This is a genomic window from Clavibacter phaseoli (assembly GCF_021922925.1).
Taxonomy (GTDB): Bacteria; Actinomycetota; Actinomycetes; order Actinomycetales; family Microbacteriaceae; genus Clavibacter; species Clavibacter phaseoli.
On sequence record NZ_CP040786.1, the window covers coordinates 298,712 to 322,561 of the forward strand.

At 75.0% G+C, this 23,850-nt stretch carries 26 protein-coding genes; 17 read left to right on the top strand and 9 right to left on the bottom strand.

The window, feature by feature from the left end:
• Positions 1-25 precede the first annotated feature (25 nt).
• From FGI33_RS01415 to FGI33_RS01430, 4 genes are read left to right on the top strand one after another with little or no spacing between them, the layout of a single operon-like run.
• Complete coding sequence (locus FGI33_RS01415) at positions 26-976, top strand: TatD family hydrolase (protein WP_119434205.1); 951 nt, start codon at positions 26-28, stop codon at positions 974-976.
• Entirely contained in the window at positions 973-1,878 is a 906-nt protein-coding gene (gene rsmA / locus FGI33_RS01420; protein ID WP_119434204.1) for a 16S rRNA (adenine(1518)-N(6)/adenine(1519)-N(6))-dimethyltransferase RsmA, read from the top strand. The genes FGI33_RS01415 and rsmA overlap by 4 nt, the downstream gene beginning before the upstream one ends.
• A 10-nt stretch (positions 1,879-1,888) precedes the next feature.
• Complete coding sequence (locus FGI33_RS01425; protein WP_119434203.1) at positions 1,889-2,827, top strand: 4-(cytidine 5'-diphospho)-2-C-methyl-D-erythritol kinase; 939 nt, start codon at positions 1,889-1,891, stop codon at positions 2,825-2,827.
• Between the two features lie 27 nt (positions 2,828-2,854).
• Complete coding sequence (locus tag FGI33_RS01430) at positions 2,855-3,778, top strand: DMT family transporter (RefSeq protein WP_237582145.1); 924 nt, start codon at positions 2,855-2,857, stop codon at positions 3,776-3,778.
• Between the two features lie 66 nt (positions 3,779-3,844).
• On the opposite strand, the gene FGI33_RS01435 is transcribed toward FGI33_RS01430, so the two are convergent.
• Positions 3,845-4,348: a CGNR zinc finger domain-containing protein gene (locus FGI33_RS01435; protein WP_182623277.1), complete on the bottom strand. Its 504-nt coding sequence runs from the start codon at positions 4,346-4,348 to the stop codon at positions 3,845-3,847.
• Positions 4,349-4,434: 86 nt separating this feature from the next.
• On the opposite strand from FGI33_RS01435, the gene FGI33_RS01440 reads away from it, so the two are divergent.
• Positions 4,435-5,295, top strand: coding sequence for an alpha/beta fold hydrolase (locus FGI33_RS01440; protein WP_119434200.1), 861 nt, complete (start codon positions 4,435-4,437; stop codon positions 5,293-5,295).
• A 12-nt stretch (positions 5,296-5,307) separates the two neighbouring features.
• Here the strand turns inward: FGI33_RS01440 and FGI33_RS01445 are convergent, their stop codons facing one another.
• Positions 5,308-7,014, bottom strand: coding sequence for a glycosyltransferase family 39 protein (locus FGI33_RS01445; RefSeq protein WP_119434199.1), 1,707 nt, complete (start codon positions 7,012-7,014; stop codon positions 5,308-5,310).
• Between FGI33_RS01445 and FGI33_RS01450 the strand changes: the two genes are divergently transcribed.
• Entirely contained in the window at positions 7,013-8,200 is a 1,188-nt protein-coding gene (locus FGI33_RS01450; RefSeq protein ID WP_474198163.1) for a ThiF family adenylyltransferase, read from the top strand. The two genes, FGI33_RS01445 and FGI33_RS01450, sit on opposite strands and share 2 nt — an antisense overlap.
• Positions 8,201-8,228: 28 nt before the next feature.
• Here FGI33_RS01450 and FGI33_RS01455 read toward each other — a convergent pair whose 3' ends face one another.
• Positions 8,229-9,494: a hypothetical protein gene (locus FGI33_RS01455; protein ID WP_119435450.1), complete on the bottom strand. Its 1,266-nt coding sequence runs from the start codon at positions 9,492-9,494 to the stop codon at positions 8,229-8,231.
• A 92-nt stretch (positions 9,495-9,586) separates the two neighbouring features.
• Positions 9,587-10,432 (bottom strand): helix-turn-helix transcriptional regulator, encoded by an 846-nt coding sequence (locus tag FGI33_RS01460; RefSeq protein WP_119435451.1) that lies wholly within the window; start codon positions 10,430-10,432, stop codon positions 9,587-9,589.
• A 157-nt stretch (positions 10,433-10,589) separates the two neighbouring features.
• On the opposite strand from FGI33_RS01460, the gene FGI33_RS01465 reads away from it, so the two are divergent.
• A complete protein-coding gene (locus tag FGI33_RS01465; RefSeq protein ID WP_237582147.1) occupies positions 10,590-11,528 on the top strand; it encodes an SDR family oxidoreductase in 939 nt (312 codons plus the stop codon).
• Positions 11,529-11,597: 69 nt separating this feature from the next.
• Here FGI33_RS01465 and FGI33_RS01470 read toward each other — a convergent pair whose 3' ends face one another.
• Entirely contained in the window at positions 11,598-12,095 is a 498-nt protein-coding gene (locus FGI33_RS01470; RefSeq protein WP_119434793.1) for a YflT domain-containing protein, read from the bottom strand.
• A 95-nt stretch (positions 12,096-12,190) separates the two neighbouring features.
• Between FGI33_RS01470 and FGI33_RS01475 the strand changes: the two genes are divergently transcribed.
• The 3 genes from FGI33_RS01475 (at position 12,191) to FGI33_RS01485 (ending at position 15,920) form a co-directional block, all read left to right on the top strand.
• The gene (locus tag FGI33_RS01475; protein ID WP_119434794.1) at positions 12,191-12,715 is read left to right on the top strand and encodes a MarR family winged helix-turn-helix transcriptional regulator; all 525 of its coding nucleotides are present in this window, start codon (positions 12,191-12,193) and stop codon (positions 12,713-12,715) included.
• 161 nt (positions 12,716-12,876) lie between these two features.
• A complete protein-coding gene (locus FGI33_RS01480; protein WP_119434795.1) occupies positions 12,877-14,895 on the top strand; it encodes an aldo/keto reductase in 2,019 nt (672 codons plus the stop codon).
• Entirely contained in the window at positions 14,874-15,920 is a 1,047-nt protein-coding gene (locus FGI33_RS01485; RefSeq protein WP_237582148.1) for a LacI family DNA-binding transcriptional regulator, read from the top strand. The genes FGI33_RS01480 and FGI33_RS01485 overlap by 22 nt, the downstream gene beginning before the upstream one ends.
• A gap of 9 nt (positions 15,921-15,929) precedes the next feature.
• Here the strand turns inward: FGI33_RS01485 and FGI33_RS01490 are convergent, their stop codons facing one another.
• Positions 15,930-16,829, bottom strand: coding sequence for a cyclase family protein (locus FGI33_RS01490; RefSeq protein WP_204585752.1), 900 nt, complete (start codon positions 16,827-16,829; stop codon positions 15,930-15,932).
• A 133-nt stretch (positions 16,830-16,962) separates the two neighbouring features.
• Here FGI33_RS01490 and FGI33_RS01495 point away from each other — a divergent pair, with 133 nt between their 5' ends.
• Both FGI33_RS01495 and FGI33_RS01500 read left to right on the top strand, forming a co-directional pair.
• On the top strand, positions 16,963-17,427 hold the full coding sequence (locus FGI33_RS01495) for a MarR family winged helix-turn-helix transcriptional regulator (RefSeq protein ID WP_182478482.1): 465 nt from the start codon (positions 16,963-16,965) through the stop codon (positions 17,425-17,427).
• Between the two features lie 108 nt (positions 17,428-17,535).
• Positions 17,536-18,018 carry a VOC family protein gene (locus FGI33_RS01500; RefSeq protein WP_204585753.1) on the top strand — a complete coding sequence of 161 codons (483 nt, stop codon included), beginning with the start codon at positions 17,536-17,538 and terminating at the stop codon, positions 18,016-18,018.
• A 34-nt stretch (positions 18,019-18,052) separates the two neighbouring features.
• Here FGI33_RS01500 and FGI33_RS01505 read toward each other — a convergent pair whose 3' ends face one another.
• Positions 18,053-19,069 (bottom strand): helix-turn-helix transcriptional regulator, encoded by a 1,017-nt coding sequence (locus FGI33_RS01505; RefSeq protein ID WP_237582149.1) that lies wholly within the window; start codon positions 19,067-19,069, stop codon positions 18,053-18,055.
• A 118-nt stretch (positions 19,070-19,187) separates the two neighbouring features.
• Between FGI33_RS01505 and FGI33_RS01510 the strand changes: the two genes are divergently transcribed.
• Genes FGI33_RS01510 through FGI33_RS01520 form a run of 3 tightly spaced genes read left to right on the top strand, consistent with a single transcriptional unit; the run spans position 19,188 to position 20,987 of the window.
• Positions 19,188-19,622: a VOC family protein gene (locus FGI33_RS01510; RefSeq protein ID WP_119435620.1), complete on the top strand. Its 435-nt coding sequence runs from the start codon at positions 19,188-19,190 to the stop codon at positions 19,620-19,622.
• 52 nt (positions 19,623-19,674) lie between these two features.
• On the top strand, positions 19,675-20,025 hold the full coding sequence (locus FGI33_RS01515) for a GntR family transcriptional regulator (RefSeq protein WP_119403128.1): 351 nt from the start codon (positions 19,675-19,677) through the stop codon (positions 20,023-20,025).
• Positions 20,022-20,987: a DUF1648 domain-containing protein gene (locus tag FGI33_RS01520; protein WP_237582150.1), complete on the top strand. Its 966-nt coding sequence runs from the start codon at positions 20,022-20,024 to the stop codon at positions 20,985-20,987. The genes FGI33_RS01515 and FGI33_RS01520 overlap by 4 nt, the downstream gene beginning before the upstream one ends.
• 18 nt (positions 20,988-21,005) lie before the next feature.
• Here the strand turns inward: FGI33_RS01520 and FGI33_RS01525 are convergent, their stop codons facing one another.
• Positions 21,006-21,272 (bottom strand): MoaD/ThiS family protein, encoded by a 267-nt coding sequence (locus tag FGI33_RS01525; RefSeq protein ID WP_119435543.1) that lies wholly within the window; start codon positions 21,270-21,272, stop codon positions 21,006-21,008.
• A 1-nt stretch (position 21,273) separates the two neighbouring features.
• Positions 21,274-22,359, bottom strand: coding sequence for a GTP 3',8-cyclase MoaA (gene moaA, locus FGI33_RS01530; protein WP_391510301.1), 1,086 nt, complete (start codon positions 22,357-22,359; stop codon positions 21,274-21,276).
• A 93-nt stretch (positions 22,360-22,452) separates the two neighbouring features.
• Here moaA and FGI33_RS01535 point away from each other — a divergent pair, with 93 nt between their 5' ends.
• Together FGI33_RS01535 and modA are read left to right on the top strand one after the other, a co-directional pair.
• Positions 22,453-22,968, top strand: a complete 516-nt coding sequence (locus tag FGI33_RS01535) for a TOBE domain-containing protein (protein WP_237582151.1) — start codon at positions 22,453-22,455, stop codon at positions 22,966-22,968.
• Entirely contained in the window at positions 22,965-23,783 is an 819-nt protein-coding gene (modA, locus tag FGI33_RS01540; protein WP_315850443.1) for a molybdate ABC transporter substrate-binding protein, read from the top strand. Before FGI33_RS01535 ends, modA begins: the two co-directional genes overlap by 4 nt.
• Positions 23,784-23,850: the final 67 nt, after the last annotated feature.

Consider the following 23,850-nt stretch of genomic DNA (forward strand, 5'->3'; position numbering starts at 1 on the left):
CCCGCCCGTCGGTAGAGTGAGCGCGATGTCCGACTCCAACTACGTGCGCCAGCGCGACACCACCGCGGTCCACGGCCAGACGCGCGACCTCACGTACCCGCCGCTGCCCGAGGCGCTCACGGTCCCCGTCTACGACAACCACACGCACCTCGAGATCGCGGACGGCGAGTCGCCCATCGACTTCACCGAGCACCTCGACCGCGCGAGCTCGGTCGGCGTGCGCGGCGTGATCCAGGTCGGCGGCGACCTCGAGACCTCCCGCTGGTCCGCGGAGACCGCGGCCCACGAGCCGCGCATGCTGGCCGCCGTCGCGATCCACCCGAATGAGGCCCCGGCCTACGAGGAGGCGGGCACGCTCGACGACGCGCTGGCCGAGATCCACGAGCTCGCCGGACGCCCGCGCGTGCGCGCCGTCGGCGAGACCGGCCTCGACTTCTTCCGCACCGGCGAGGAGGGCCGCGCCGCCCAGCAGCGCTCGTTCGAGGAGCACATCCGCATCGCCAAGGAGCGCGGCATCGCCCTCCAGATCCACGACCGCGACGCGCACGACGAGGTCGTGGCGACCCTGCTGCGCGTCGGCGCCCCCGAGCGCACGGTCTTCCACTGCTTCTCCGGCGACGAGGACCTCGCCCGGATCTGCGCCGAGAACGGCTGGTACATGTCGTTCTCCGGCACGGTCACCTTCAAGAACGCGCACGACCTCCGCGAGGCGCTCGCCTTCGCGCCGCGCTCGCTGCTGCTCGTGGAGACGGACGCGCCGTTCCTCACGCCCGTGCCGTTCCGCGGCCGGCCGAACGCGCCGTACCTGATCCCGCACACGCTCCGCGCGATGGCCGCGCACCTCGGCACCGACGTGTCGATGCTCGCCGCGCAGATCTCCTCCAACACCGAGCTCGTCTACGGGCGCTGGGACGACGAGCCCGTGACGTCGCCGGCCAAGGACCCCGCCGAGATCGATCCGGCGGGCCGCGCGTGAGCGACGACACGGCACCCGCCGCGCCCGCCGCCCCGACGCTCCTCGGCCCCGCCGAGATCCGCGACCTCGCCGAGCTGCTCGGCGTCGCGCCCACCAAGAAGCTCGGCCAGAACTTCGTCATCGACGCGAACACGGTGCGCCGCATCGTCCGGGTCGCGCGCGTCGAGGCCGGCACGCACGTGGTCGAGGTGGGGCCGGGACTCGGATCCCTCACCCTCGGCCTCCTCGAGACCGGCGCGAGCGTCGTGGCGGTGGAGATCGACGGCCGGCTCGCCGAGCAGCTGCCGATCACGGTGCGGCTCTACCAGCCGGAGGCCGCGCTGACCGTCGTGCACGAGGACGCGCTCCGCGTCGCCGAGCTGCCCGGGGATCCCACGGCGCTCGTCGCGAACCTGCCCTACAACGTCTCGGTGCCCGTGCTGCTGCACCTGCTCGAGCACTTCCCGGCGATCCGCACGGGCGTCGTGATGGTGCAGGCCGAGGTCGGTCACCGCATCGCCGCGGCACCCGGATCCAAGGTCTACGGATCCCCGAGCGTCAAGGCCGCCTGGTACGGCGCGTGGCGCACGGCCGGCCAGGTCAGCCGCCAGGTGTTCTGGCCGGTGCCCAACGTCGACTCCGTGCTCGTCGCCTTCGAGCGGCACGCGGAGCCCTTCGCGTCGGAGGAGCTGCGGAAGCGCACCTTCAAGATCGTGGACGCCGCCTTCCAGCAGCGCCGCAAGATGCTCCGCCAGGCGCTCGCCGAGCTGCTCGGCGGGAGCGAGGCCGCGTCCGCCCTCCTCGAGGCCGGAGGGGTCGCCCCCACTTCGCGGGGCGAGCAGCTGAGCGTCGACGACTACCTCCGCGTGGCCCGTGCCTGGGCCGATCGCGACGGGGACGGAGTGCCTCCCAGCCTCCGCTAGGTTGGAGCACATGACCGCCCCGGCCGCCACCTCCGACGTGGTGCACGCGCGGGCCCCGGGCAAGATCAACGTCTCGCTCACGGTCGGCGCCCTGCAGGAGGACGGCTACCACGACGTCGCCACCGCGTACCAGGCGGTGAGCCTCTACGAGGACGTGTGGGCCACGAAGTCCGACGGGTTCTCGGTCGAGTTCGGCGGATCCATCGACACGTCGCACCTCACGACCGGCGCCGACAACCTCGCCGTCCGCGCGGCGCGGCTCCTCGCCCGGAGCACCGGCTACCGCGGCGGCGTGCACCTGCGCATCGAGAAGAACGTCCCCATCGCGGGCGGCATGGGCGGCGGATCCGCGGACGCCGCGGCCACCCTCCTCGCCTGCGACGCCCTGTGGGGCACCGAGCGCACGCGCGACCAGCTGCTCGCCCTCGGCGCGGAGCTCGGCGCCGACGTGCCGTTCGCCCTCGCCGGCGGCACCGCCATCGGCACGGGCCGCGGCGACCGGCTGAGCCCCGCGCTCGCCAAGGGCACGTTCCAGTGGGTGCTCGCCATCGCCGAGTTCGGCGTCTCCACGCCCGACGTCTACGGCGAGCTCGACCGGCACCGCGAGCGCCACGCGCAGGACATCTTCCCGGCGCAGCAGATCCCGCAGGTCGACTCGGGCGTGCTGCAGGCGCTGCGGGCGGGGGATCCGCACATGCTCGCCGAGGTCCTCCACAACGACCTCCAGGCGCCCGCCCTCCACCTCGCGCCCGGCCTCGGCGAGGTGCTGCAGCTCGGCGAGGAGAACGGTGCGCTCGCGGGCATCGTCTCGGGATCCGGCCCCACGGTCGCGTTCCTCGCGGCGGACCTCGACAGCGCGCTCGAGCTGCAGATCGCGCTGAGCGCCGCCCGCCTCACGGTCATCCGGGCCACCGGGCCCGTGCACGGCGCCCGCATCATCACGGGCTGACCCGGCCCGCTCCGCACCATGCGCACGATGCTGCCCCGCGCCGTCCGGCCGTCCCGCCCCGAGTGGGCGCTCATCGGGATCACCGCGATCTGGGGCGGCACGTTCCTCGCGGTGCACGTCGCGATGGAGCACAGCGGCCCGCTGTTCTTCGTCGGGCTCCGGTTCCTCGCGGCCGGGCTGATCAGCGCGGTCGTCTTCCGTCGGGCGCTCCGCGGGATGCGCCGCATCGACCTGGGCGCGGGCGCGGCGATCGGGGTCATGATCTTCCTCGGCTACGGCCTCCAGACGTACGGGCTGCAGACCATCCCGAGCAGCACCTCCGCCTTCATCACCGCGCTGTACGTGCCGCTGGTGCCGCTGCTGCAGTGGGCGGCGTTCCGGAGGCGGCCGGGCGCGCTCGCCCTGGTGGGCGTGGCGCTCGCCTTCGTCGGGCTGCTGCTCGTCGCCGGTCCGCAGGAGGGCGTGGCGCTGGGCGCGGGGGAGCTGGCGACGCTGGTCAGCACGCTCCCCATCGCCGCGGAGATCATCCTCATCGGCCTGTTCGCCGGCCGCGTCGACGTCGGCCGGGTCACCGTCGTGCAGCTGCTCGTGGCCGGCGCGCTGTCCCTCGCGTGCATGCCCCTGGCGGGCGAGGCGGTCCCCGCGTTCTCGTGGGTGTGGCTCGTGGCCGCCGTCGCGCTGGGGGCGAGCAGCTGCCTCATCCAGCTCACGATGAACTGGGCGCAGCGCTCCGTCTCGCCGACGCGCGCCACGATCATCTACGCGGGCGAGCCCGTCTGGGCGGGCGTCGTCGGACGCGTGGCGGGCGAGCGGCTGCCCGCGCTGGCCATCGTCGGCGCGGCGCTCATCGTCGCGGGGACGCTCGTGAGCGAGCTGAAGCCGCGCGCGCGACCGGAGCCGGGGGACGCGGAGCCCGCCGAGGGCGTCGGGGGCCGTCCGGCCGCCGGCTGACGCGCGCCCCGCCGACGCCGACGTCGGCGTCGGCGAACCGGTCCATCGTCCGCGCTCCGCAGTCGGTCAGTCGCGCACCCGCTGCGCGTGGGCGCGGGCCTTCATCCGGTTGCCGCACGTCGCCATCGAGCACCAGCGGGCGGTGCCCGGGCGGCTGCGGTCGAGGAGGAACAGCTCGCACTCGTCGTTGGCGCACGGGCGGAGGCGGCCGGGCAGCCGCGCGGTGACGGTCGACCAGGCGAGCACGGCGTCCACCGGGAGGCGGTCGTCGCGCGGCACGCGGAGCTCCCAGACCACGCCGTCGGCGGTGACGCGCGGCGTGCGCACGGCGCCCTCGACCACGGACGCGAGATCCGCGACGGCGGCGGGTGCGGCGGCGTCGCCCCGGACGACGGCCTGGATCGCGTCGCGGGTGCGGCGGAGCCGGTCGAGCTCGGCCGCGGTGCCGGTGCCGCCCCAGCTGCGGGCGAGCTCGCGGCCGGATGCGCCGGCGAGCCGGTCGTCGCGGTGGCCGTCGACCACCGGCGCGCTGTTCAGCACGGCCAGCAGCAGCTCCTCGTCGCGGTCCACGGCTCCTCGATCCTCCGCGCCCGGGTGGCGCGATGGATCCATGCTACCGTCTCGCTAACCACCAAAACAACTCAAAGGGGTTAGCCATGTTCACCGTCCACCACCGCACCGTCTCCCTCGACGGCCTCGACGTCTTCTGGCGCGAGGCCGGACCCGCGGACGCGCCCGTGCTCCTGCTGCTCCACGGGTACCCGTCGAGCTCGCACATGTTCCGGCACCTGATCCCCGCGCTCGCCGACCGCTTCCGCGTCATCGCGCCGGACCTCGTCGGGTTCGGGCGCTCGTCCGCGCCGTCCGTCGACGAGTTCGCCTACACCTTCGCCGCCCTCGCCGAGGTGACCGGCCGCTTCCTCGCGACCATCGGGGTCTCCCGCTACGCGATCTACGTGCAGGACTACGGCGCCCCCGTCGGCTGGCGCCTGGCGCTCGCCGACCCGTCCGCCGTCACGGGCGTCGTGTCGCAGAACGGCAACGCCTACGAGGAGGGCTTCGTGCCGTCGTTCTGGGATCCGATCTGGGCCGACGCCGCCGAGCGCACCGACGCGACGCGCGATGCCCTCCGCCCCGCCCTCGGTCGCGCGGCCGTCGAGTGGCAGTACACGCACGGCGTGCCGGATCCGACGGCCGTCGACCCCGACGCCTGGGAGCACGACCTGGCGCTCCTCGCCCGCCCGGGCCAGGACGACGTGCAGCTCGCGCTCTTCCGCGACTACGCCACCAACCGCGAGCTGTACCCGGCGGTGCACGCGTGGCTCCGCGAGTCCCGCGTGCCGGTGCTCGCGATCTGGGGCGGGAACGATGAGATCTTCGCCGCAGCCGGCGCCGAGGCCTTCCGGCGGGACGCACCCGATGCGCGCGTCGAGCTCGTCGACGGCGGGCACTTCCTGCTCGAGTCGCACCTCGACCGCGTCGTCACCGCGATCCGGGAGTGGCACCCCGTCGCGTGAGCCGCCGCGGGATCAGCCCGCCGCGATCCGCTCGTAGCGCTCGACGTTCGCGTTCATCACGTGCCAGTCGTCGGTCTTGGCGAAGCCGCGCGGGGTGAGGGCCTCGGCGACCTCGGGCCGGATGTCCTGCTTGTCGCTCGTGACGAGCCACACGACGTCGGAGCCCTCGACCTCGTCGACGCGGTCGGCGAGCGGGTACGTCTCCTCCCAGAGGCCGTCGGTGTCGCCGGGCGGCGTGCGCAGCAGGATGTCGTCCATGCCGCGGAACGCGTCCGGGTACGAGTACGCGACGATGCGCGAGGTCGCCTTCGGGTGGCGGCGGACCGGCCCGAAGATCACGGCCTCGGTCGTGCCGGGCGCCTCCTGCGCGCGCTCCTCCGAGACGATGCGCGCGATGGCGGCCCAGTCGGAGTCGGCCTTCACGGTGGTGGTGCGGTCGTGCACGAGCTGCATGAGCGACAGTGCTACCAGTGCGGCGGTCACGGCGGCGACGAGCGGCTTCCAGCGGAGCGCGAGGATCCCGACCGCCATGAGCATCGCGAACGCGGGCGCCGTGTACGCCATGTAGCGCGGCGAGTACAGCGGCGACATGAGGGTGGACGCGCCGATGAGCAGCAGCGTCGGCACGACGAACCAGACGACCGCGAGCTGCAGGATCGTCGGCGACCACCCGGCGTGCAGGTACGCCGACTCGAACTCGGCGAGGGCCCCCTCCGGCTCGAGGCGCGAGGCGCGGCGGGCGCGCACCAGGCGGATCCCGCGGCGCACCAGCAGCGCGAGGCCGACGAGCGCGAGCGCCCAGGCGAGGAGCGCGAAGACGTCGTTCTGGTAGAAGAGCTGGGTCGAGACGACCTGCGTGATCGTGTTCGGGCCGATGGGCTTGATCCAGCCGACCTGGCCCGACTGCTCCGTCACCACGCGCACGAGCGGCAGCGACAGGAGCCCCGCGACGATGGACGCCGACGCCCAGCCGAGCAGCGAGACGACCATGGGCCGGCGGCTGCGGCGGCCGACGCGCGCGGAGGCGATGGCCCAGAGGATCACGACGCCGTGCGCGCCGACCAGCAGCGCGAGGTACACGAAGGTGGAGGCGCCGAGCCAGGCGAGCAGCCCGTAGAGCGCCCACCACCTCGCCTGCACCTGCCAGCGGGATCCGGCGCGGCGGGCGGCGAGCACGAACGCGACGGTGAGCGCGACCGCGATGAGCGTGCCGAGCGCGAACGAGCGGCCCTCCGTGCCCATCCACGCGGAGCGCGGGATCACGACGAAGACCAGCCCCGCGACGATGCCGGTCGCGCGCGTGGAGATCGTGCGGGTGAGCAGCACAACGCCGGCCGCGGCCAGGCCGATGAACACCGCGCTCGGGAAGCGCAGCGACGTGGGCGAGTAGCCGACGAGCTCGAACCACACCTTCATGCCCGCGTAGTAGAGGCCGTGCACGGCGTCGACCGTGCTGAGCTCGCGGAGGAGGTCGTCCCAGCCGCGCGTGGCCGAGATCACGGTGGCCGCCTCGTCGTACCAGACCGAGGGCGCGCCGGCGAGGGGGAGCGCGAGCAGGAAGCCGAGGAGGCCGATGAGCCAGGCGTCGCCCCAGCGGCGGTGGTGGAAGCGGCCGAGGCCGCCCGCGGGGCGACCGCCGCGGGTCCCGTCGGCGGGCCGTCGTACGCTGGGACCGGTCGACGCGGGTCCGCGTCCGCCGTCCGTACGGAGGTCTGTCATGGGGTCGTCTCTGCCGCTCGTCGATCTGGACGGCACGCACCCCGGGGGGCGGGGCCTGGGTGGTCATGGCTCCGGGCGGGACGCGCACGAGCGGCGCGAACGCCACTCCCGGCACCTCGCCCTTCCCGGCATCGGGATGGGGGGTCAGTCCCGCATCGACCAGGCGCGCGTGCTCGTGATCGGCGCGGGCGGCCTCGGTTCCCCCGTGCTGCAGTACCTGGCCGCGGCGGGGATCGGGACCCTCGGAATCGTAGACGACGATGCTGTGGACCTCTCGAACCTCCAGCGCCAGACCATCCACGGCACGCCCGACGTCGGGCGGCCGAAGACCTCGTCAGCGGCGGATTCGGTGCGCCGCACCGACCCGGGCATCGAGGTCGTGGAGCACGCCGAGCGCCTCACGAACGACAACGCCATCCGGATCCTCAGCGGATACGACGTGGTCGTCGACGCCACCGACAACTTCGCCACGCGCTACCTCATCAGCGACGCGGCGGCCCTCGTGGGCGTGCCGTGCGTGTGGGGATCCGTGTACCGGTTCGACGCGCAGGTCACCGTCTTCTGGGACGCGGCCCCCGACGGCCGCGGCATCGACTACCGCGACGTGTTCCCCGAGCCGCCCGCCGACGGCGCCGTGCTCTCCTGCGAGGAGGCCGGCGTGTTCGGCGCGGTCTGCGGCACGGTCGGCTCGCTCATGGCGACCGAGGTCATCAAGCTCGTCACGGGGGCGGGGACCCCGCTCCTCGGCCGGGTCGTCGTGCTCGACGCGCTCGCCGGCACCAGCCGCACCATCGGCGTGAAGCGCGCGAAGGGCCGCCAGCGGGTCACGGCGCTCGCCGACTACGACCTGTTCTGCGGCGTGGGCGCGGCCACCGACGGCACCGAGCTCGACGCGGAGGAGGTGGAGCGGATCCTCGCCTCCGACGAGCAGGTCGTGCTCCTCGACGTGCGCGAGCCCGACGAGCGGCTGGTCGACTCGATCCCGGGCCACGTCGCGGTGCCGGTGCGCATCGTCACGGTGGATCCGGGCGCGGTGCCCGGCGCGATCACCGACCGCGTCATCGTCTACTGCGCCTCGGGCGTGCGCTCCCGGGCGGCCGCGGCGGCGCTCCGCGAGGCGGGCCGCGACGCGGTGAGCCTGCGCGGCGGGATCCAGTCGTGGCGGAGCGTGGCGGGGCGGGCGTGAGGGGCGGCGTCGTGCTGCCCGCCGCGGGTCAGCCCTCGTCGTCGGCGGTGGCGTCCGGGTCCTGACCGCCCTTGCGCCGGCGGAGGGCGCCCGCCGCGAGCTTCAGCTGAAGGCCGTCGGCCGCCGCGCGACCGCGTCCGAACGCGGCCACCCCGAGGCGGCGGGCCGCGTCCACGCCCTCGGCGCCCTGATCACGTGCCGAGTCCCAGGTGTCGCCCACCGCCGCCAGCCAGGGGCGTGCCTCCAGCGACGCGCGCTCATCGGCGACGCCGAGCAGGCCGTTGAACTGCACGACGCCGGTGGCGACGCGGTTGCTGGATCCCACCACGGCCCGTGAGTCGAAGGGGTTGAGGAGCACCTTCGCGTTGGCGGTGCCGGCGGCGATGTCCATGCGCTCGAGGAGCCGGTCGGTCGTCCGGCCGATCACGGCGAGCCGGTTCTGCCGTACGGTGCGCAGCGCGAGGCGATGCTGGTCCAGCTCCTCGGGCGCGGCGTCGAGCACGCGGTCGAGCTCGAGCACGCCGGTGGCGTCCTGGAGCTGGAAGCAGCGGGCGAGCACGGCGAGCCACTCGCGCACGGTGGACTCCGCGTCCTTCGTCACGCGCACGAGGTCGTCGACCTTGGTCGTCTTCTCCATCTTCTCCGCGAGGGCGTCGAGCTGGCGGAGCGCGTAGCCCTGCGTGCGCCCGAGCGTCATGGACGTGCCCTGCACCTTCGACCACGTCGTCTCGGAGACGCGACCGACCTGATCGCGGATCATCAGCGCCTCGTCGATCACCATCTCGACGCCGATCATGTCGGCGAGGACAGCGTCCTTCTGGCCGCGGAGGATGTCGTCGACCTTGGCGTCGATGACAGCCAGGTAGTCGCTGATCTCGTCCATGGCCTGCTGCATGGCGTACTGGGCCATGATCCCGGCGGCTCCCGACAGGACCGCGGGGTTCGTGAGGTACGTCCCGGGGCCTCGCGCGAACTCGACGATGCCCTTGATCTTGTTGCCGTCCATGATCACGCCGCGCTCGAGGTCGGGGAGCGACCCCTTCATCGCCGAGTGGGTCTTGAGCAGCTCGGTGGACTTCTCGGACAGCTTCACCCACCGCCCGTGGTTCTCGGCGACGACAGATCCCGCCTGCATCGCCGCGGCCGCCATGCCCGCGACCGGCTTCAACCGCTCGAGCCCGAGGTCCCGCCCCTTCGGCAGGTCGTTGGCCGCGAGGAAGCGCTCCACCGCGGCCGGCTCGCCGATGACGGCCAGGCCGTCGCCGTCGCTGATCAGCTGGACGTCGTCATCCACGGGGTCTCCTTCGGGTGGGCCGGCAGCCCGGTCGGGTACGGCCTGAGCCTCCCACCGCCCGCGCGGCTCGTGTCGCCCCCGATCGGGGTACCTCACCCCATCGTCTGCGCCCCGATCACCCCGAGCAGCCGGAGCTTCTCGTGGCTCTCGGAGCCGGGCGCGGCCGTGTAGACGAGGAGGTGGTGCGACTGGTCCGGATCCGTGAGCGTCTGGCAGGCGAGCTCCAGCCGGCCGAGCTCCGGGTGCTCGAAGCGCTTCACGACGCCGGGCCGCAGCCCCACCTCGTGCCGCCCCCACAGCTCGCGGAACTCGGCGCTCCGCGGCAGCAGCAGCTCGACGTAGCGGGCGGCGCGGGATCCGGGTCCGCGGCGCGTGGCGACCTCGCGGAGGCCCGAGACCCAGAGACGGCCGAGAGCGTCGTGGTCCTCCGCGGCGTACAGGCGGCGGCTGGCCGGATCCGCGAACCAGCGGTACCCGATGCTCCGCTCCGGCCCCGTGTGGTGCGCGGTGTCGCCCGTCAGCGCGATGCCCATCGGCGTCTGCATCAGCGTCTCGCCGAGCTCGCTCACGACCTCGGCGGGCGTGTCGACGAGCCGGTCGAGGATCCGCTGCAGGCCCGGCCCGACGTGGTCGCCGGATCCGCCGCGCGCCGGCGGCTGGTGCCCCGCGAGCCGGAAGAGGTGGTCGCGCTCGTCGACAGTGAGGTGCAGGCCGTGCGCGATCGACGCGAGCATCTGCTCCGACGGCTGCGGGCTGCTGCCGCGCTCGATCCGCGCGTAGTAGTCGGCGGACATGCTCGAGAGCGCCGCGACCTCCTCGCGCCGCAGGCCGCTCGTCCGGCGTCGCGGGGTCCGGGGGAGCCCGACGTCCTCGGGCTGGAGCGCCTCGCGGCGGCGGCGGAGGAACTCGGCGAGCCCCGCGGGATCCATCTGGCGCATGCGTCCTCCTCGGTCCCGTCCATCCTCCCGGGCGGCGGCGCGCTCAGCCAGGACCCGCCGATCCACGTCTCGGCGCGCCCTGGATGCGGTCTAGGCGCGCGCCCAGGCTCGGGGCAGCCGATGCGGACCGCCGCGTCGCCGTCCCGGGAGGATCCCCATGCCCCGTCGTCCGATCGACATCCCCGTCCCCGACCTCACGGGCCGCCGCGCCCTCGTCACGGGAGGCAGCGACGGCATCGGCCTCGCGCTCGCCACCCGGCTCGCGGGCGCGGGCGCCGAGGTGCTGCTGCCCGTGCGCGACCGCCGGAAGGGCGATGCTGCCGTGGCCCGGATCCGCGAGCGGCACCCGGCCGCGCGGATCGCCCTGCACGACCTCGACCTCGCGTCGCTCGACTCGGTGGCGGCGCTCGCCGACCGGCTCGCCGACGAGGGCGCGCCGCTGCACCTGCTCGTGGCGAACGCCGGCGTGATGACGCCGCCCGAGCGACGGACGACCGAGGACGGCTTCGAGCTGCAGCTCGGCACCAACCACCTCGGCCACTTCGCGCTCGTGGGCCGGCTGCTGCTGCTGCTGCGGGCGGGATCCGCGCGCCTCGTCACGCAGGTGAGCATCTCCGCCGCCCAGAACGCCGTCCGCTGGGACGACCTCCAGTGGGAGCGCAGCTACCAGCCGATGCGCGCGTACAGCTCGTCGAAGATCGCGCTGGGGCTGTTCGGCCTCGAGCTCCAGCGGCGGAGCGCGGCGGGCGGCTGGGGGATCACGAGCGACCTCGCGCACCCGGGGATCGCGCCGACGAGCCTCCTCGCCGCGCGCGCGGCGACGGGCCGGTCCCGCGACGGGCTCGACGTGCGCACGATCCGGCTGCTGTCGCGGCTCGGGATCCTCGTCGGCACCGTCGAGACCGCCGCCCTCCCGGCCCTCCGCGCGGCCACGGCGGACGGCGACGGCGGCCGCATGTTCGGACCCCGCGGGCCCGGCCACCTCGGCGGCGCGCCCGCGGAGATCGCGCCGTTCTCCCGGGTCGCGGACCCGGCCGACGCGCGGCGCGTCTGGGCGATCTCGGAGGAGCTGACCGGCGTGCGCTTCCCGGCGTGAGGCACCGGACGCGCAGGAGCGCGCGGGCATCTCGTGCCCGCGCGCTCCTGTGATCGCCTCGCGGCGGGGTCAGGCGCGCGGCGCGCCCGACGTGTCGAACAGGATCCGCGACGCCTCGGCGGCCCGCGCGCTGTCGACCAGCACGTCGTAGCGGCCGGCGGTCAGCGTCTGGACGGAGGCGAAGTCGCGTTTGCCGCGCGTGGCGAAGTGGCCGACGAAGCCGAACAGCGCGCCCCAGAGAGCGCCGACGCCGACGGCGACGAGCAGCACGCCGAGGAACGCGACGCCGGGGATGAAGATCCCGAACAGCACGCCCAGCATGAGGCCGAACCAGGCGCCGCCCGCGGCCCCGCGCACCGCGGCGCTGCCGTTGGTGACCCGGCCCGTGACCGTCTCGACGGTGCGCACGTCGTGGCCGACGATCTGCGTCGAGGCGACGGGGAACTCGCGGTCGGACAGCTTGTCGACGGCGGCCTGCGCGTCGGCGTACTCGGTGTAGCTCGCGATCACCTCGCGGGGCGTGGCCGGGACGGCGTGCGCGCGGGGGTCGGTGCTCGGGGTGGACATGGGGTGCTTCCTCTCGGGTCGTGCGGCGTCCGGTCGGACGATATGGTTTGAGGATACCAACGGTCGGCGAGCGCGGAGGGGACGGGGATCGAACGGTGAGCGAGCTCCCAGGGAAGAGCGGTGGGAAGGACCCCGGCGGCGTCGCGGTCGGCGCGGCCATGGAGCGCGCGGTCCTCGCGATCACCCGCTGGGCCTCGCGGCCCGACGTCCGCCGGCGCATGCTCGCCGACGAGGGCGAGGCGTTCTCGTCGACCGACACCTGGCTCCTCGGCCATCTCGTGGAGCACGGCGCCGTGCGCATGCGCGTCCTCGCCGACTGGCAGGGCGTCGACAAGTCGACGATGACCGCGCACGTGCGGCGCCTCGAGGAGCGGGGCCTCGTGATCCGCGAGCCCGACCCCGGCGACCGGCGCGCGGTCCTCGTGCGCGCGACGCCCGACGCCGCGAGGGTGCTCGACCGCAACTCCGCGACGGCCCGCGCGCTCCTCGGCGAGCTCGTGGGGGAGTGGTCGCCGCGGGAGCGCACCGAGCTGACCCGGCTGCTCGGACGGCTCGTGGCGGAGATCGAGGCGGAGGGCGCGGACCGCGTCGGAGGGTCGGGCGACAGCGCATCCCGATGATCCGTCCCGGGCGGCAGTTCCTCGGCGCGGCGAGCGTCCGCGACGCCGTCCGCTCGTGAACGTTCACGAGCCACCCGCGCCCCATCCCTTGACGATCCCGCCGTCCGCCCCGTAGCATCGTCGTGAACGTTCACGCCGACGACGCCGCGAAGGGCACCACCATGACCGACCCCACATCGACCACCCCGACCGCACCCGGCTGGGCGGTCCTCGGCCCGGGCTCCATCGCCCGCCGCTTCCTCTCCCAGCTCCCCGCGAGCGAGCGGGACGCCCGCCTCGTCGCCGCCGGCAGCTCGAGCGCCGAGCGCGCCGGTGCCTTCGCGGCCGCGGCCGCCGACCACGGCTTCGCCGACGTCACGGGCGCCGACTACGACGCCGTCCTCGCGGATCCCGCCGTCGACGCCGTCTACATCTCCACCGTGCACACCGGCCACGCCGACCTCGTGATCCGGGCCCTCGAGGCCGGCAAGGCCGTCCTCTGCGAGAAGCCGCTCGCCGTCAACCACGGCACCGCGATGGCGGTCGTCGACGCGGCCCGCGAGGCCGGCCTCCCGCTGGTCGAGGCGTACATGTACCGCTTCCACCCGCAGACCGCGGCGCTCCTCGAGCTGCTGCGCGAGGGCGTCATCGGCGAGGTCGCCCACGTCGACGCGTCGTTCTCGTTCCGCACCGGATCCCGCACCGGCCGCCTCTACGACACCGCGACCGCGGGCGGCGGGATCCTCGACGTCGGCGGGTACACCGTCACCGCCGCGGCCGCCGTCGTGCAGGCCGCGACCGGGATCGCCGTGGCCGAGCCGCTCACCCTCGAGGTCGAGGGCACCGTCGGGCCGACGGGCGTCGACGAGTGGTCCGTCGCGCGCGTGGCCTACCGCGGCGGGATCACCGCGACCCTCCGCACGGGCGTCGCGCTCGACGAGCCGCAGGCGCTCACGATCCTGGGCTCGAGGGGCCGGATCCACCTCAGCGACCCGTGGACCCTCGGCGACGCGCCCACCATCGAGGTCTCCGTCGTCGGCGAGGAGCCGCGCACGCTCACGTTCGCGGGCGCGAAGCCGTACGCCATCGAGTCCGACGCCACGACCGACGCCCTCGCGGCCGGCCTCGGCGAGGCCGCGCAGATGACGCTCGACGAGACGCTCGCCACCGCCCGCACGCTCGACCGCTGGCGCGCCGCGCTCGAGCTGCGCTACCCGTTCGAGTCCGAGGACGCCGACATCCCCACGGTCCCCGGCCGACCCCTCCGCGTCCGCGACGACAGCCCGATGCTCTACGGCGAGATCCCCGGCGTCGGCAAGCGCATGTCGCGCCTCGTCATGGGCGTCGACAACCAGCCGGACCTCGCGCACGCATCCGCGATCTTCGACCACTTCGTCGAGCAGGGCGGCAACGCCTTCGACACCGGCTACATCTACGGCGGCGGCGTGCTCGAGGGGCGCCTGGGGAAGTGGATCCAGAACCGCGGCATCCGCGAGGACGTGGTCGTCATCACCAAGGGCGCCCACACCCCGCACTGCGACCCCGAGTCGCTCACGAGCCAGCTGCTCGAGAGCCTCGAGCGCCAGGGCACCGACTACGCCGACATCTACCTCATGCACCGCGACAACCTCGAGGTGCCGGTGGGGGAGTTCGTCGACGTGATGGACGAGCACCAGCGCGCCGGGCGGATCCGCTCCTACGGCGTCTCCAACTGGACGCCCGAGCGCTTCGACGAGGCGCAGGCGTACGCGAAGGCGAACGGCCGCGCGGGGTTCCAGGCGCTGAGCGACCACTTCGGCCTGGCCGAGGCGTACGACGTGCCGTGGGCGGGCTGCGTGCACGTCACGGATCCCGCGTCCAAGGCGTGGCTCGAGGAGCGGCAGATCCCGTTGCTCCCGTGGTCGTCGCAGGCCCGCGGCTTCTTCACGGGCCGCGCCCGCCCCGACGACCTGAGCGACCCGGAGCTCGTGCGCTGCTACTACGGCGACGACAACTTCGAGCGCCTCCGTCGCGCCGAGCAGCTGGGAGCGGAGCACGGCGTGCAGGCCACGGCGATCGCGCTGGCCTACGTGCTCGCGCAGCCGTTCCCGACGTTCCCGCTGTTCGGGCCCCGCACCATCACGGAGGTCCGCTCCTCGATGCGCGGCCTGTCGATCGAGCTCACCCCGGAGCAGGTGGCGTGGCTGGACCTGCGCGGCTGAGCGACCCCGACGACGCGGGGAGGGGCGCGGCCGGTCGTGACACGGCCGGCCGCGCCACCATCCACGACGTCGCGGCCGCCGCGGGGGTCTCCCGCCAGACCGTGACGCGCGCGATGAACGGCATGCCGGGCATCAGCGCGGAGACGAAGCGCCGCGTGCTCGACGCCGCGGATCAGCTCGCGTACCGGCCGTCGCGGTTCGGGCGCGGGCTCGTCACGGGCGGGGACCACCAGCTCGGCCTCGTCGTCGACGACCTCAGGAACCCGTGGTCGCCCGAGCTCGCGGCCGCGGTCGTGCGCGTCGCGGCGGCCCGCGGCTGGAACGTGTCGCTCGCCGACGTCGGCCTCGCCGCCGACTCCGACCGCATGGTGGAGGCGCTCGGCGCGCAGACCGACGCGGTGATCGGGACCCTCGGGTTCCGCGCGGCCGAGTGGATCGCGCGGCTCGGCTCCGTGCCGGTCGTCGAGCTGGATCCGCACGCCGACCCGATCCGCGCCGCCGTCCTCCTGGATCCGTCCGAGGCGATCGAGGCGCTCGCGGACCACCTGGAGTCCGTCGGCGTGCGCCACCCGGTCGTGCTCGACGCCGCGGTCGTCGCGGGTCCCAGCGCGCGCGCCGCGCTGCTCGTGCGCGCGTTCGAGGCCCGGTCGATGGAGGTGTCCGTCGTCCGCGCCTCCGCGCCCACCGCGGAGGCCGCCGCCGTCGCGACCGAGCGCGTCGTCGCCCGCCCGCGCACGGCCGACGCGATTGTCGCCTTCAACGACGTGTGCGCGCTCGGCGTGCTCTCCGCCTGCCGCCGCGCGGGCGTCGACGTGCCGGGGGAGGTCCGCGTGGTCGGCATCGACGGCCTCTCGCTCGGCCGCCTGCTCGCGCCCACCCTCACGACGCTCGCGGTGGACCTCGACGAGCTCGCCCGCCACGCGCTCGACCTCGCGGTCGCCATGATCGCGGGCGACCTGCCGCGCTCCGGTCCCGAGGTGATCCGCACGGTGCGGCACCAGCTGGTGGTGCGCGAGTCGGCGTAGGCGCCCTCGTCAGAAGACGGCGATCGGGTTCACGGGCACGCCCGTCAGGCCGTGGATCCGCGGCGGCGCCACGCTGAGCAGGAACGACCGGCGGTCGAGCTCCCGGCAGACGGCCGCGAGCTCCTCGACGGCGGCGCTGTCGATGAGCGGCATGCCGAGCCGGGCCAGCGCCACCATGTGCATCGGCATGGGGATGTCGGGATCGCGCGGCGGGAAGCCGTCGCTGACGTCGCCCGCGTAGAGGGCGACGCCGCGCGCGTGCATCCACCGCACCGCGTCGACGGTCATGCCGGGTCCGGGCTCCGCGGCGTCCCAGGCGAACGCCCATCCGCTCCGGACGACCAGGGCGTCGCCGGGCTCGAGTGCCACGCCGCCGCGCGCCTCCGCGGCGTCGAGGTCGGCCGCCGTGATCGGGTGGCCCGACGGCAGCTTGCCCTCCGGCGCGAGGTCGAGCAGCACGCCGCGCGTGACGACGCCCGCCGCGAACGCCGTCGTGGATCCGGATTCCACGTGCCCGCCCGGCACCGCCTCCGCGAGGGGCCGGCCCGGGTACGCGACGCCGTCGACCGGCATGTGCACGACGGCGTCGATGTGCGTCATGGCCGGGTGGTGCGGCGTCACCACGAGGACCTCGGACATGCCCATCGGCGGGGTGCCGGTGTGCAGCAGCGCCTGCTGCACGGGCGGCGACGGCGGCGACGGGGGAGCGAAGGGCCCGCCCAGCATCGACGCGGGCTCGACGGGCAGCGCGAGCGAGACCCAGCGGCCGGTCCGCACCGCGGCGGCGGCGCGGGCGCGGGCCTGGTCGTCGACGAGGTTCAGGGTGCCGAGCTCGTCGTCGCGGCCCCAGCGGCCGCGGTCGTCGGGCAGCGCGGAGTGCGCGGGCTGCGCGGTGGTCGGTGCGGTCATGTGCGGTGTCCTGTCTGGTCGATGCGATCCGGAGCGGGCGCTCCGAGATCCTGCAGAAGCAGGTACCTGCATGTTACGCACCAGCAGGACCCTGTTGGTGCAGGTGGGCGCGATCATGCGCGAGGATCGGCACATGGTCAGGAACGACGACGGGGCGCTCGAGGCGGTGCTCGGGTGGAACGCGGTGAAGGTCGCGCGCATCATCGGGGCCCGGATCACGGCGGAGCTGGCCGCGCACGACATCAGCCTCGTGCAGTTCGGCGTGCTCTCCTGCCTGGCGGGCGGCACGCAGATGACGTCGGCCGACATCGCCCGGGCCGTCTTCGTGCGGCCGCAGAGCATGTCCGAGGTGCTCGACGGCATGGAGCGCCGCGGGCTCGTGCAGCGGGTCGGCGTCCGGTCGAAGGGCCGCCGCAATCCCGTCCGCATCACCGAGGCGGGCGAGCGCGCGCTCGCGGCCTCGCAGGAGATCGCGACGGGGACGAACGACCTCAGCGGCTACGGGATGAGCGACGCCGAGAGCGCGCAGCTGAACGCGCTGCTCCTCACGGTCATCCGGAACGCCGACGAGCAGCCGCCCGGGGACCCGGCGCTCTGACGCCCGCCCGCTGATCCGCGCGCTCCGGCCCTGGCCCGCGCGGCCGCCGGTGGCTAGCGTGGCCCCGACGGCGCGCGACGAGGCCGCCGTCGGACCCGAGGAGCAGCCATGCCGCGCATCACCCCCACCCTGTGGTTCGGCGAGGAGATCGAGGAGGCGGCCCGGTTCTACGTCGACCTGTTCCCCGGCTCGCGGATCATGGACACGTCCCGCTACCCGGACGACTTCCCCGACCCGGCCTTGCGCGGCACGGCCCTCGTGGTCGACCTCGAGCTCGACGGCCAGCCGTACCGCCTGCTCAACGGCGGCGCGGGCATGGAGGCGACCGAGGCGGTGTCGCTCTCGATCTCGGTCGTCGGGCAGGAGGAGGTCGACCGCTACTGGGACGCCTTCGCCGCGGACGGCGGGACCGAGGGCCGGTGCGGCTGGGTGCGCGACCGCTGGGGGTTCTGGTGGCAGGTGGTGCCCGAGGAGATGGGCAGCACGATCGGCGGGCCCGACCCCGAGGGCGCCGCGCGGGCGATGGCCGCGATGATGGGCATGGGCCGGCTGGTCGTGGCCGATCTGCAGGCGGCGTACGACGGGCGGTGACGCCGGGCGGTGGCGCGCGGCGCCGACGCCCGTCTCAGCTCGCCGGGGCGGCCGCGGCGCTTGCGTACCGGCCGGCGAGCTCCGCGCACGCGTCGCGCAGCTCCGGCGGGCCCACGACCTCGAAGTCGGCGCCCGAGCGACCGAGCTCGGCGGCGAGGGCGTGCCACGACCAGGATCCGGCCTCGTAGCGGCACCGGCCGCCCCCGAGGTCCTCGACCACCGCGCCGTCGACCGCGTACGGCGCGACGGCCGCGGCGGGCAGGTCGAGCAGGACCGTGCCGACGCAGGGCCAGCGGCCGTCCGCCGACGTCGATCCCCGGAAGCGCGCCGTCATGAAGCCCGCCGCGTCGCCGCCCGGCAGCGCGCGCCGGTCGAACCGCCGGCCGCCGTGCGACTTCAGCTCCATCCGGTCGACGCGGTGCACGCGCCAGTCGTCGCGCTCGGTCGACCAGCCGATCACGTACCAGCGACCCGCGCGCAGGACGAGGTGGTGCGGCTCGATGCGCCGCGGCGGCCGCGGCTCCGCGGTCGTCTCCGCGGCGCCGGACGCCGGGTGGAGGTCGAAGCGGATCTCCTCCCGCCGCTGGATCGCGTCGCCGATCCGCAGCAGCGCCTCGGGGTCGACGCGGACGGCCGCTCCGCGCGACGGATCCGCCGCGGCCTCGACCTCGAGGCGGGCGACGCGCGTCGCCAGGCGGTCGGGCATCAGGCGCGTGACGGTGCGCAGGGCGCGCGCCGCCGCCTCCTCCACGGCCGTGCCGGTGAGCGCCGTCGTCCGCAGCGCGAGGGCGACCGCGAGCGCCTGCTCGTCGTCGAGGAGGAGGGGCGGCAGGTCGGATCCTGACCCGAGCCGGTAGCCGCCCAGGGGCCCGCGCGTCGTGTCGATCGCGTAGCCGAGCTCGCGGAGGCGCTCCACGTCGCGCCGTATGGTGCGCGGCGTCGTGCCCAGGCGCTCGGCGAGGACCGGTCCCGGCCACTCGCGCGGCGACTGCAGCAGCGAGAGGAGCGCGAGCAGCCGGCGGGAGGTGAGGGCGGCGGATCCGGTGGGCATGGCCCCATCTTGACGCGCGTACAGGACGCAAGCGGACCTGTACGCGCGATGGGCTGTCCTCGACGGCGGATCCGCCGTCGACCGGCGCTCGAACCCGAGCACGCATCCAGGAGGACCCATGAGCATCACCACCACCCTGCACGTCAACTTCCACGGCCAGGCGGCGGAGGCGCTGGCCTTCTACCAGTCGGTGTTCGGCGGCGACCTCGTCACCGTGCCGTACGGCGAGATCGAGGCCGGCCAGTCGCCGGGGCAGGAGGAGCAGATCGCGTGGGGCGAGGTGCGCTCGCCGGAGGGCTTCCACGTGATGGCGTACGACATCCAGGACGCCCTGCCGTACTCGCCCGGCGAGAACCCGTTCTACCTCTCGCTCCGGAGCGAGGACGCGTCGCTGATCGAGCGATTCGGCCGCGCGCTCGCGGCCTCGCAGGGCGCCACGATCCACGTGCCCTTCGGCCCGGCGTCTTTCTCGCCTCTGTACGGCAAGCTCACCGACCGCTTCGGCGTGACGTGGATCATCGACGTGATCGTGCCCTGGCAGATGGGCTCGTAGCGATGCCCGCGGCCGCTTCCCGCGACGGGCATTGTTCGCATAGAATGCGAACATGCTCATCACGGTGGATCCGGCCGCGCGGGCCTCGCTCGCCGAGCAGGTGGCCACGCAGATCCGCCACGCCATCGCCCGCGGCGAGCTCGCGAGCGGGGAGCGGCTGCCGTCGGCGCGCGACCTCGCGGCCTCCGTCGACGTGAACATGCACACGGTCCTCCGGGCGTACGCCGCCCTGCAGGACGACGGGCTCATCGAGCTGCGTCGCGGACGAGGCGCGACGGTGATCCGCTCGGGCAACGCCTCGTTCGACCGCCTGCGGACGCTCGTCGAGGAGCTGCGCGAGCAGGCGGAGACCCTCGGCGTGCCGATGGACGACCTGTTCACCATGATCAAGGGAGCACGATGACGACCGCAGCACCCTCGTCCCTGCCGACCGGCGCGCGCGTCGCGGTCGTCGCCCCCGCGGCGGTCATCGCGATGGCGCTCGGCGTCGCGGCCGTGCTGCTCGCGCCCACGCTCCCCGGCCGGATCGCCGTGCACTTCGCCGCCGACGGGACGCCCGACGGGTGGGGCTCGCCCTGGGTGATGCTCGCGGTCGCGGTGGGCCTCGCGCTCGTCGCCGTGGCGCTGGCCGTGGCCGCCCTGCGGGCGCGCGACCGGCGCACGGCGGCCACCGTGCTGCTCGTCGCGAACCTCGTGGCGGGCATCCTCGCGACCGGATGGATCGCGATCGCCGCGTCCGCCGTCGTCGGCGACGGCACCTTCCCCGTCGGGTGGAGCGTCCTGCTGCTCGGCGTGGGCGCGCTGGCGGCCGCGATCCCCGCGGCCGTCCTGGTGCGCACCGCGGGGCCCCTCCCCGCGCACGACGTGGCGCCGCTCGAGATGTCCGCCACGGCGCGGGTCGCCTGGCGCGGACGCGCGGGGAGCGCCTGGTTCGCGGGCATCGGCGCGGTGGTCGCGGTGCTCGGGGTCGTCGCCACGGCCAGCGCGCCCGCGGGGGACGCCGGCGCGGCCGCGCTCGCCGGGATCCCGCTGCTCGTCGCCGGCCTCGCGATGCTGGCGCTCGCGCGCGTCGTGGTCACGGCCGACCGCCGTGGGTTCCGCGTCGTGTCGGCGTGGACGGGGATCCCGATCATGCGCGTCCCGCTCGCCCGCATCGAGTCGGCCGGCTGGGAGGACGTGTCCCCGGGGCAGTGGGGCGGCTGGGGCCTCCGCCTCTCCGGCCGCGGCCTCGCCTACGTCACGCGGTCCGGGCCCGGACTCGTCGTCCGCCTGAGAGGCGGGCGCGCGCGCCTGGTCACCGTGGCGGACGCGGATCGCGGGGCCGCGGTCCTCGAAGGGCTGCTCGCGGGGCGTCGCTCCGCCTGAGCGGCGCGGGCGGGCGGATCAGCCGCCCGAGAACGGCGGCAGCACGTCCACGGTGCTGCCGGTGGTGAGGGGCGCGTCACGGTCGGTGGTCGCGACGCCCTCGACGAGGTAGGTGCAGCGGGCGAGGACGGCGGCCGCGTTGGCGGGATCCTCCGAGGCGGCGGCACGGGATCCGAGCGCGTCCATCAGGTCGCCGAGCGTCGCGGGATCCGGCAGGTCGAGCTCGTCGGTCGTGCGGCCGAGCGCGGCCGCGGCGGCGGCGAACAGCTCCACGGGGACGATCACCTCAGCCCCCGATCGCGCTCATCGAGCGGGCGGGCTGGATGAAGTCGGCGTCGTCCATGCCGTGGCCCTTCGGCTTCGCCCACATGGCCCCGCGCCAGAGGTCGGCGATCTCGGCGTCGGAGGCCCCGGAGCGGAGAGGCGTGAGCAGGTCGGTCTCCTCGTGCGAGAACAGGCAGCTGCGCACGCCCCCCGTCGCGGTGAGGCGGGTGCGGCGGCAGTCGGCGCAGAACGGCTCGGTGACGCTCGCGATGACGCCGACGCGGCCGAGCATCGCGGTGCCGGCCCCGCCCTCCCGGGAGTGCACGCGCCAGAGCTCGGCGGGGGATCCGTCGCGCGGCTCCTCGTCGGGCACGAGCGTGAAGCGCTCGGAGAGGCGCGCGCGGATCTCAGAGGCCGTGATCATCTCGGCCCGGTCCCACGCGTGGTCGGCGTCGAGCGGCATCTGCTCGATGAAGCGCAGCTGGTGGCCGCCCGCGACGGCCCATTCGAGGAGGTCGGCCGCCTGGTCGTCGTTGACGCCGCGCACGAGCACCGCGTTGATCTTGATGGGGGTGAGCCCCGCGGCCGCGGCGGCGTCGATGCCGTCGAGCACGCGGTCGAGGAACGGACGGCGCGTGATGAGGCGGAACGTCTCGGCGTGCACGGAGTCGAGCGAGACGTTGATCCGGTCGAGCCCCGCGTCCTTGAGGGCCTGCGCGCGCGAGGAGAGGCCGATCGCGTTGGTGGTGAGCGAGATCTCGGGCCGGTCGGGGATCGCGGCGCAGGCGGCGATGATCTCGATGAGGTCGCGGCGCAGCAGCGGCTCGCCGCCCGTGAACCGCACCTGCCGGACCCCGAGGTCACGCGTGCCGATGCGCACCAGGCGCTCGATCTCGGCGAGCTGCAGCGCCTGACGGTCGGGCGTGAAGGGCAGGCCCTCGGCCGGCATGCAGTAGGTGCAGCGCAGGTTGCAGCGGTCGGTGAGCGAGATGCGGAGGTCGGTCGCGCGGCGGCCGAAGGGGTCGAGGAGCGCCGGGTCGTCCGGCCGGGCGGGGCCCGGCGCGGCGGCGGGACGCGGCATCGCCGGCATCCCCAGCGAGGTGCTCATGCGTCCAGGCTACGCGCGCGTCGGAGCGGGGCCGACGCCGCCCGGATCCGCCCGATCCGCCCGCGCCGCGCCTGCGGTGCCTAGGATCGTCCCATGACGCAGAACAGGGACCGCACGCCTCCGCGCGCCGCGGATGCCGAGGATCCCCTCGCCGCCGCGGCGGCCTCCGGGCCCTTCCGCTACCGCGTGAGCGAGGCCGCCGCGCTCCTGGGCGTGAGCGACGACACCCTCCGCCGCTGGGCCGACGCCGGTCGCCTCGACCTCGTGCGCGGCGAGGGCCGGCTGATCCAGGTCGACGGCGCGCAGCTCGCGCACCTCGCGACGGAGCTGGCGGCGGACGGCACGCTCGCCGCGAGCGGCGGGGCCCGGCGCCCGACCGCCTCGGCGCGGAACCGGATGCCCGGCATCGTCACGCGCGTCGTGCGCGACGGGGTCATGGCGCAGGTCGAGATCCAGGCGGGGCCGTTCCGGATGGTGTCGCTCATCAGCCGCGAGGCCGCCGACGAGCTCGGGCTCGAGGTGGGCGCGCCCGCCGCCGCGACCGTCAAGGCCACGAACGTGGGCGTGGAGCTGCTCGCGCCCGAGACGCTGACAGGAGGGCGGGCGTGATCCGCGCGTCCTCCCGCTCCGGGTCCCGCGCGCGCCTCGCCGTCGTCGGCGCCCTCGCGGCGGGCCTCCTCGCCGGGTGCTCCGCGGCCGGATCCGCGCCCGCCACCTCCGCACCGGGCGCCGCGGGACCCGACGACCTCACCGGCACCCTGGTCGTGCAGGCCGCCGCCTCGCTCACCGGCAGCATGGACGACGTCGCCCGCGGCTTCGAGGCCGCGCACCCCGGCGTCACGGTCACGGTGTCTTACGGCGGCAGCTCGACGCTCGCGCAGCAGATCGTGCAGGGCGCGCCCGCCGACGTGTTCGCGTCCGCCTCCGACGCGACGATGGAGACGGTGGTCGACGCGGGGGAGACCGCGGCGGATCCGCGCGTGTTCGCCCGCAACGCCCTCGAGATCGCGGTGCCGCCCGGGAATCCCGGACGCGTCACCGGCCTCGGCGACTTCGCCGACGCGGGCCGCACCCTCGCCCTCTGCGCGCCCGAGGTGCCGTGCGGCGCCGCGGCGGCGCAGGCGTTCGCGACGGCGGGCGTCACGCCGCAGCCGGACTCGCTCGAGCAGGACGTGCGGGCCGCCCTCACCCGGGTCGAGCTCGGCGAGGTGGATGCCGCGGTCGTCTACGAGACGGACGTGCGCGCCGCGGGCGACCGGGTCGAGGGCGTGCCGCTGCCGGACGGGGTGAACGTGACGACGGACTGCGTCGTGGCGCCGCTCGCCGGATCCGCGTCGCCCGCGGCCGCCGCGGCGTTCGCCGACTACGTGGCCGGCGACGAGGCCCGCGCCGTGTTCCGGGGCGCGGGGTTCCGTGCGCCCTGATCGGCGCGCCGACCGCAGCCGCGTCCCCGTCCGCGCTCGCGTCCATGCGGGCGACCGCGCCGACCGC

What these genes read in the sequence shown, in the direction of transcription:
- FGI33_RS01415 (WP_119434205.1), top strand. Translation starts at nt 26, where the DNA reads ATGTCCGACTCCAACTACGTGCGCCAGCGCGACACCACCGCGGTCCAC.
- FGI33_RS01425 (WP_119434203.1), top strand. Translation starts at nt 1,889, where the DNA reads ATGACCGCCCCGGCCGCCACCTCCGACGTGGTGCACGCGCGGGCCCCG.
- FGI33_RS01430 (WP_237582145.1), top strand. Translation starts at nt 2,855, where the DNA reads ATGCTGCCCCGCGCCGTCCGGCCGTCCCGCCCCGAGTGGGCGCTCATC.
- FGI33_RS01440 (WP_119434200.1), top strand. Translation starts at nt 4,435, where the DNA reads ATGTTCACCGTCCACCACCGCACCGTCTCCCTCGACGGCCTCGACGTC.
- FGI33_RS01450 (WP_474198163.1), top strand. Translation starts at nt 7,013, where the DNA reads ATGGGGTCGTCTCTGCCGCTCGTCGATCTGGACGGCACGCACCCCGGG.
- FGI33_RS01445 (WP_119434199.1), bottom strand. Translation starts at nt 7,014, where the DNA reads ATGACAGACCTCCGTACGGACGGCGGACGCGGACCCGCGTCGACCGGT.
- FGI33_RS01460 (WP_119435451.1), bottom strand. Translation starts at nt 10,432, where the DNA reads ATGCGCCAGATGGATCCCGCGGGGCTCGCCGAGTTCCTCCGCCGCCGC.
- FGI33_RS01465 (WP_237582147.1), top strand. Translation starts at nt 10,590, where the DNA reads ATGCCCCGTCGTCCGATCGACATCCCCGTCCCCGACCTCACGGGCCGC.
- FGI33_RS01470 (WP_119434793.1), bottom strand. Translation starts at nt 12,095, where the DNA reads ATGTCCACCCCGAGCACCGACCCCCGCGCGCACGCCGTCCCGGCCACG.
- FGI33_RS01480 (WP_119434795.1), top strand. Translation starts at nt 12,877, where the DNA reads ATGACCGACCCCACATCGACCACCCCGACCGCACCCGGCTGGGCGGTC.
- FGI33_RS01490 (WP_204585752.1), bottom strand. Translation starts at nt 16,829, where the DNA reads ATGACCGCACCGACCACCGCGCAGCCCGCGCACTCCGCGCTGCCCGAC.
- FGI33_RS01495 (WP_182478482.1), top strand. Translation starts at nt 16,963, where the DNA reads ATGGTCAGGAACGACGACGGGGCGCTCGAGGCGGTGCTCGGGTGGAAC.
- FGI33_RS01500 (WP_204585753.1), top strand. Translation starts at nt 17,536, where the DNA reads ATGCCGCGCATCACCCCCACCCTGTGGTTCGGCGAGGAGATCGAGGAG.
- FGI33_RS01505 (WP_237582149.1), bottom strand. Translation starts at nt 19,069, where the DNA reads ATGCCCACCGGATCCGCCGCCCTCACCTCCCGCCGGCTGCTCGCGCTC.
- FGI33_RS01510 (WP_119435620.1), top strand. Translation starts at nt 19,188, where the DNA reads ATGAGCATCACCACCACCCTGCACGTCAACTTCCACGGCCAGGCGGCG.
- FGI33_RS01515 (WP_119403128.1), top strand. Translation starts at nt 19,675, where the DNA reads ATGCTCATCACGGTGGATCCGGCCGCGCGGGCCTCGCTCGCCGAGCAG.
- FGI33_RS01520 (WP_237582150.1), top strand. Translation starts at nt 20,022, where the DNA reads ATGACGACCGCAGCACCCTCGTCCCTGCCGACCGGCGCGCGCGTCGCG.
- moaA (WP_391510301.1), bottom strand. Translation starts at nt 22,359, where the DNA reads ATGAGCACCTCGCTGGGGATGCCGGCGATGCCGCGTCCCGCCGCCGCG.
- FGI33_RS01535 (WP_237582151.1), top strand. Translation starts at nt 22,453, where the DNA reads ATGACGCAGAACAGGGACCGCACGCCTCCGCGCGCCGCGGATGCCGAG.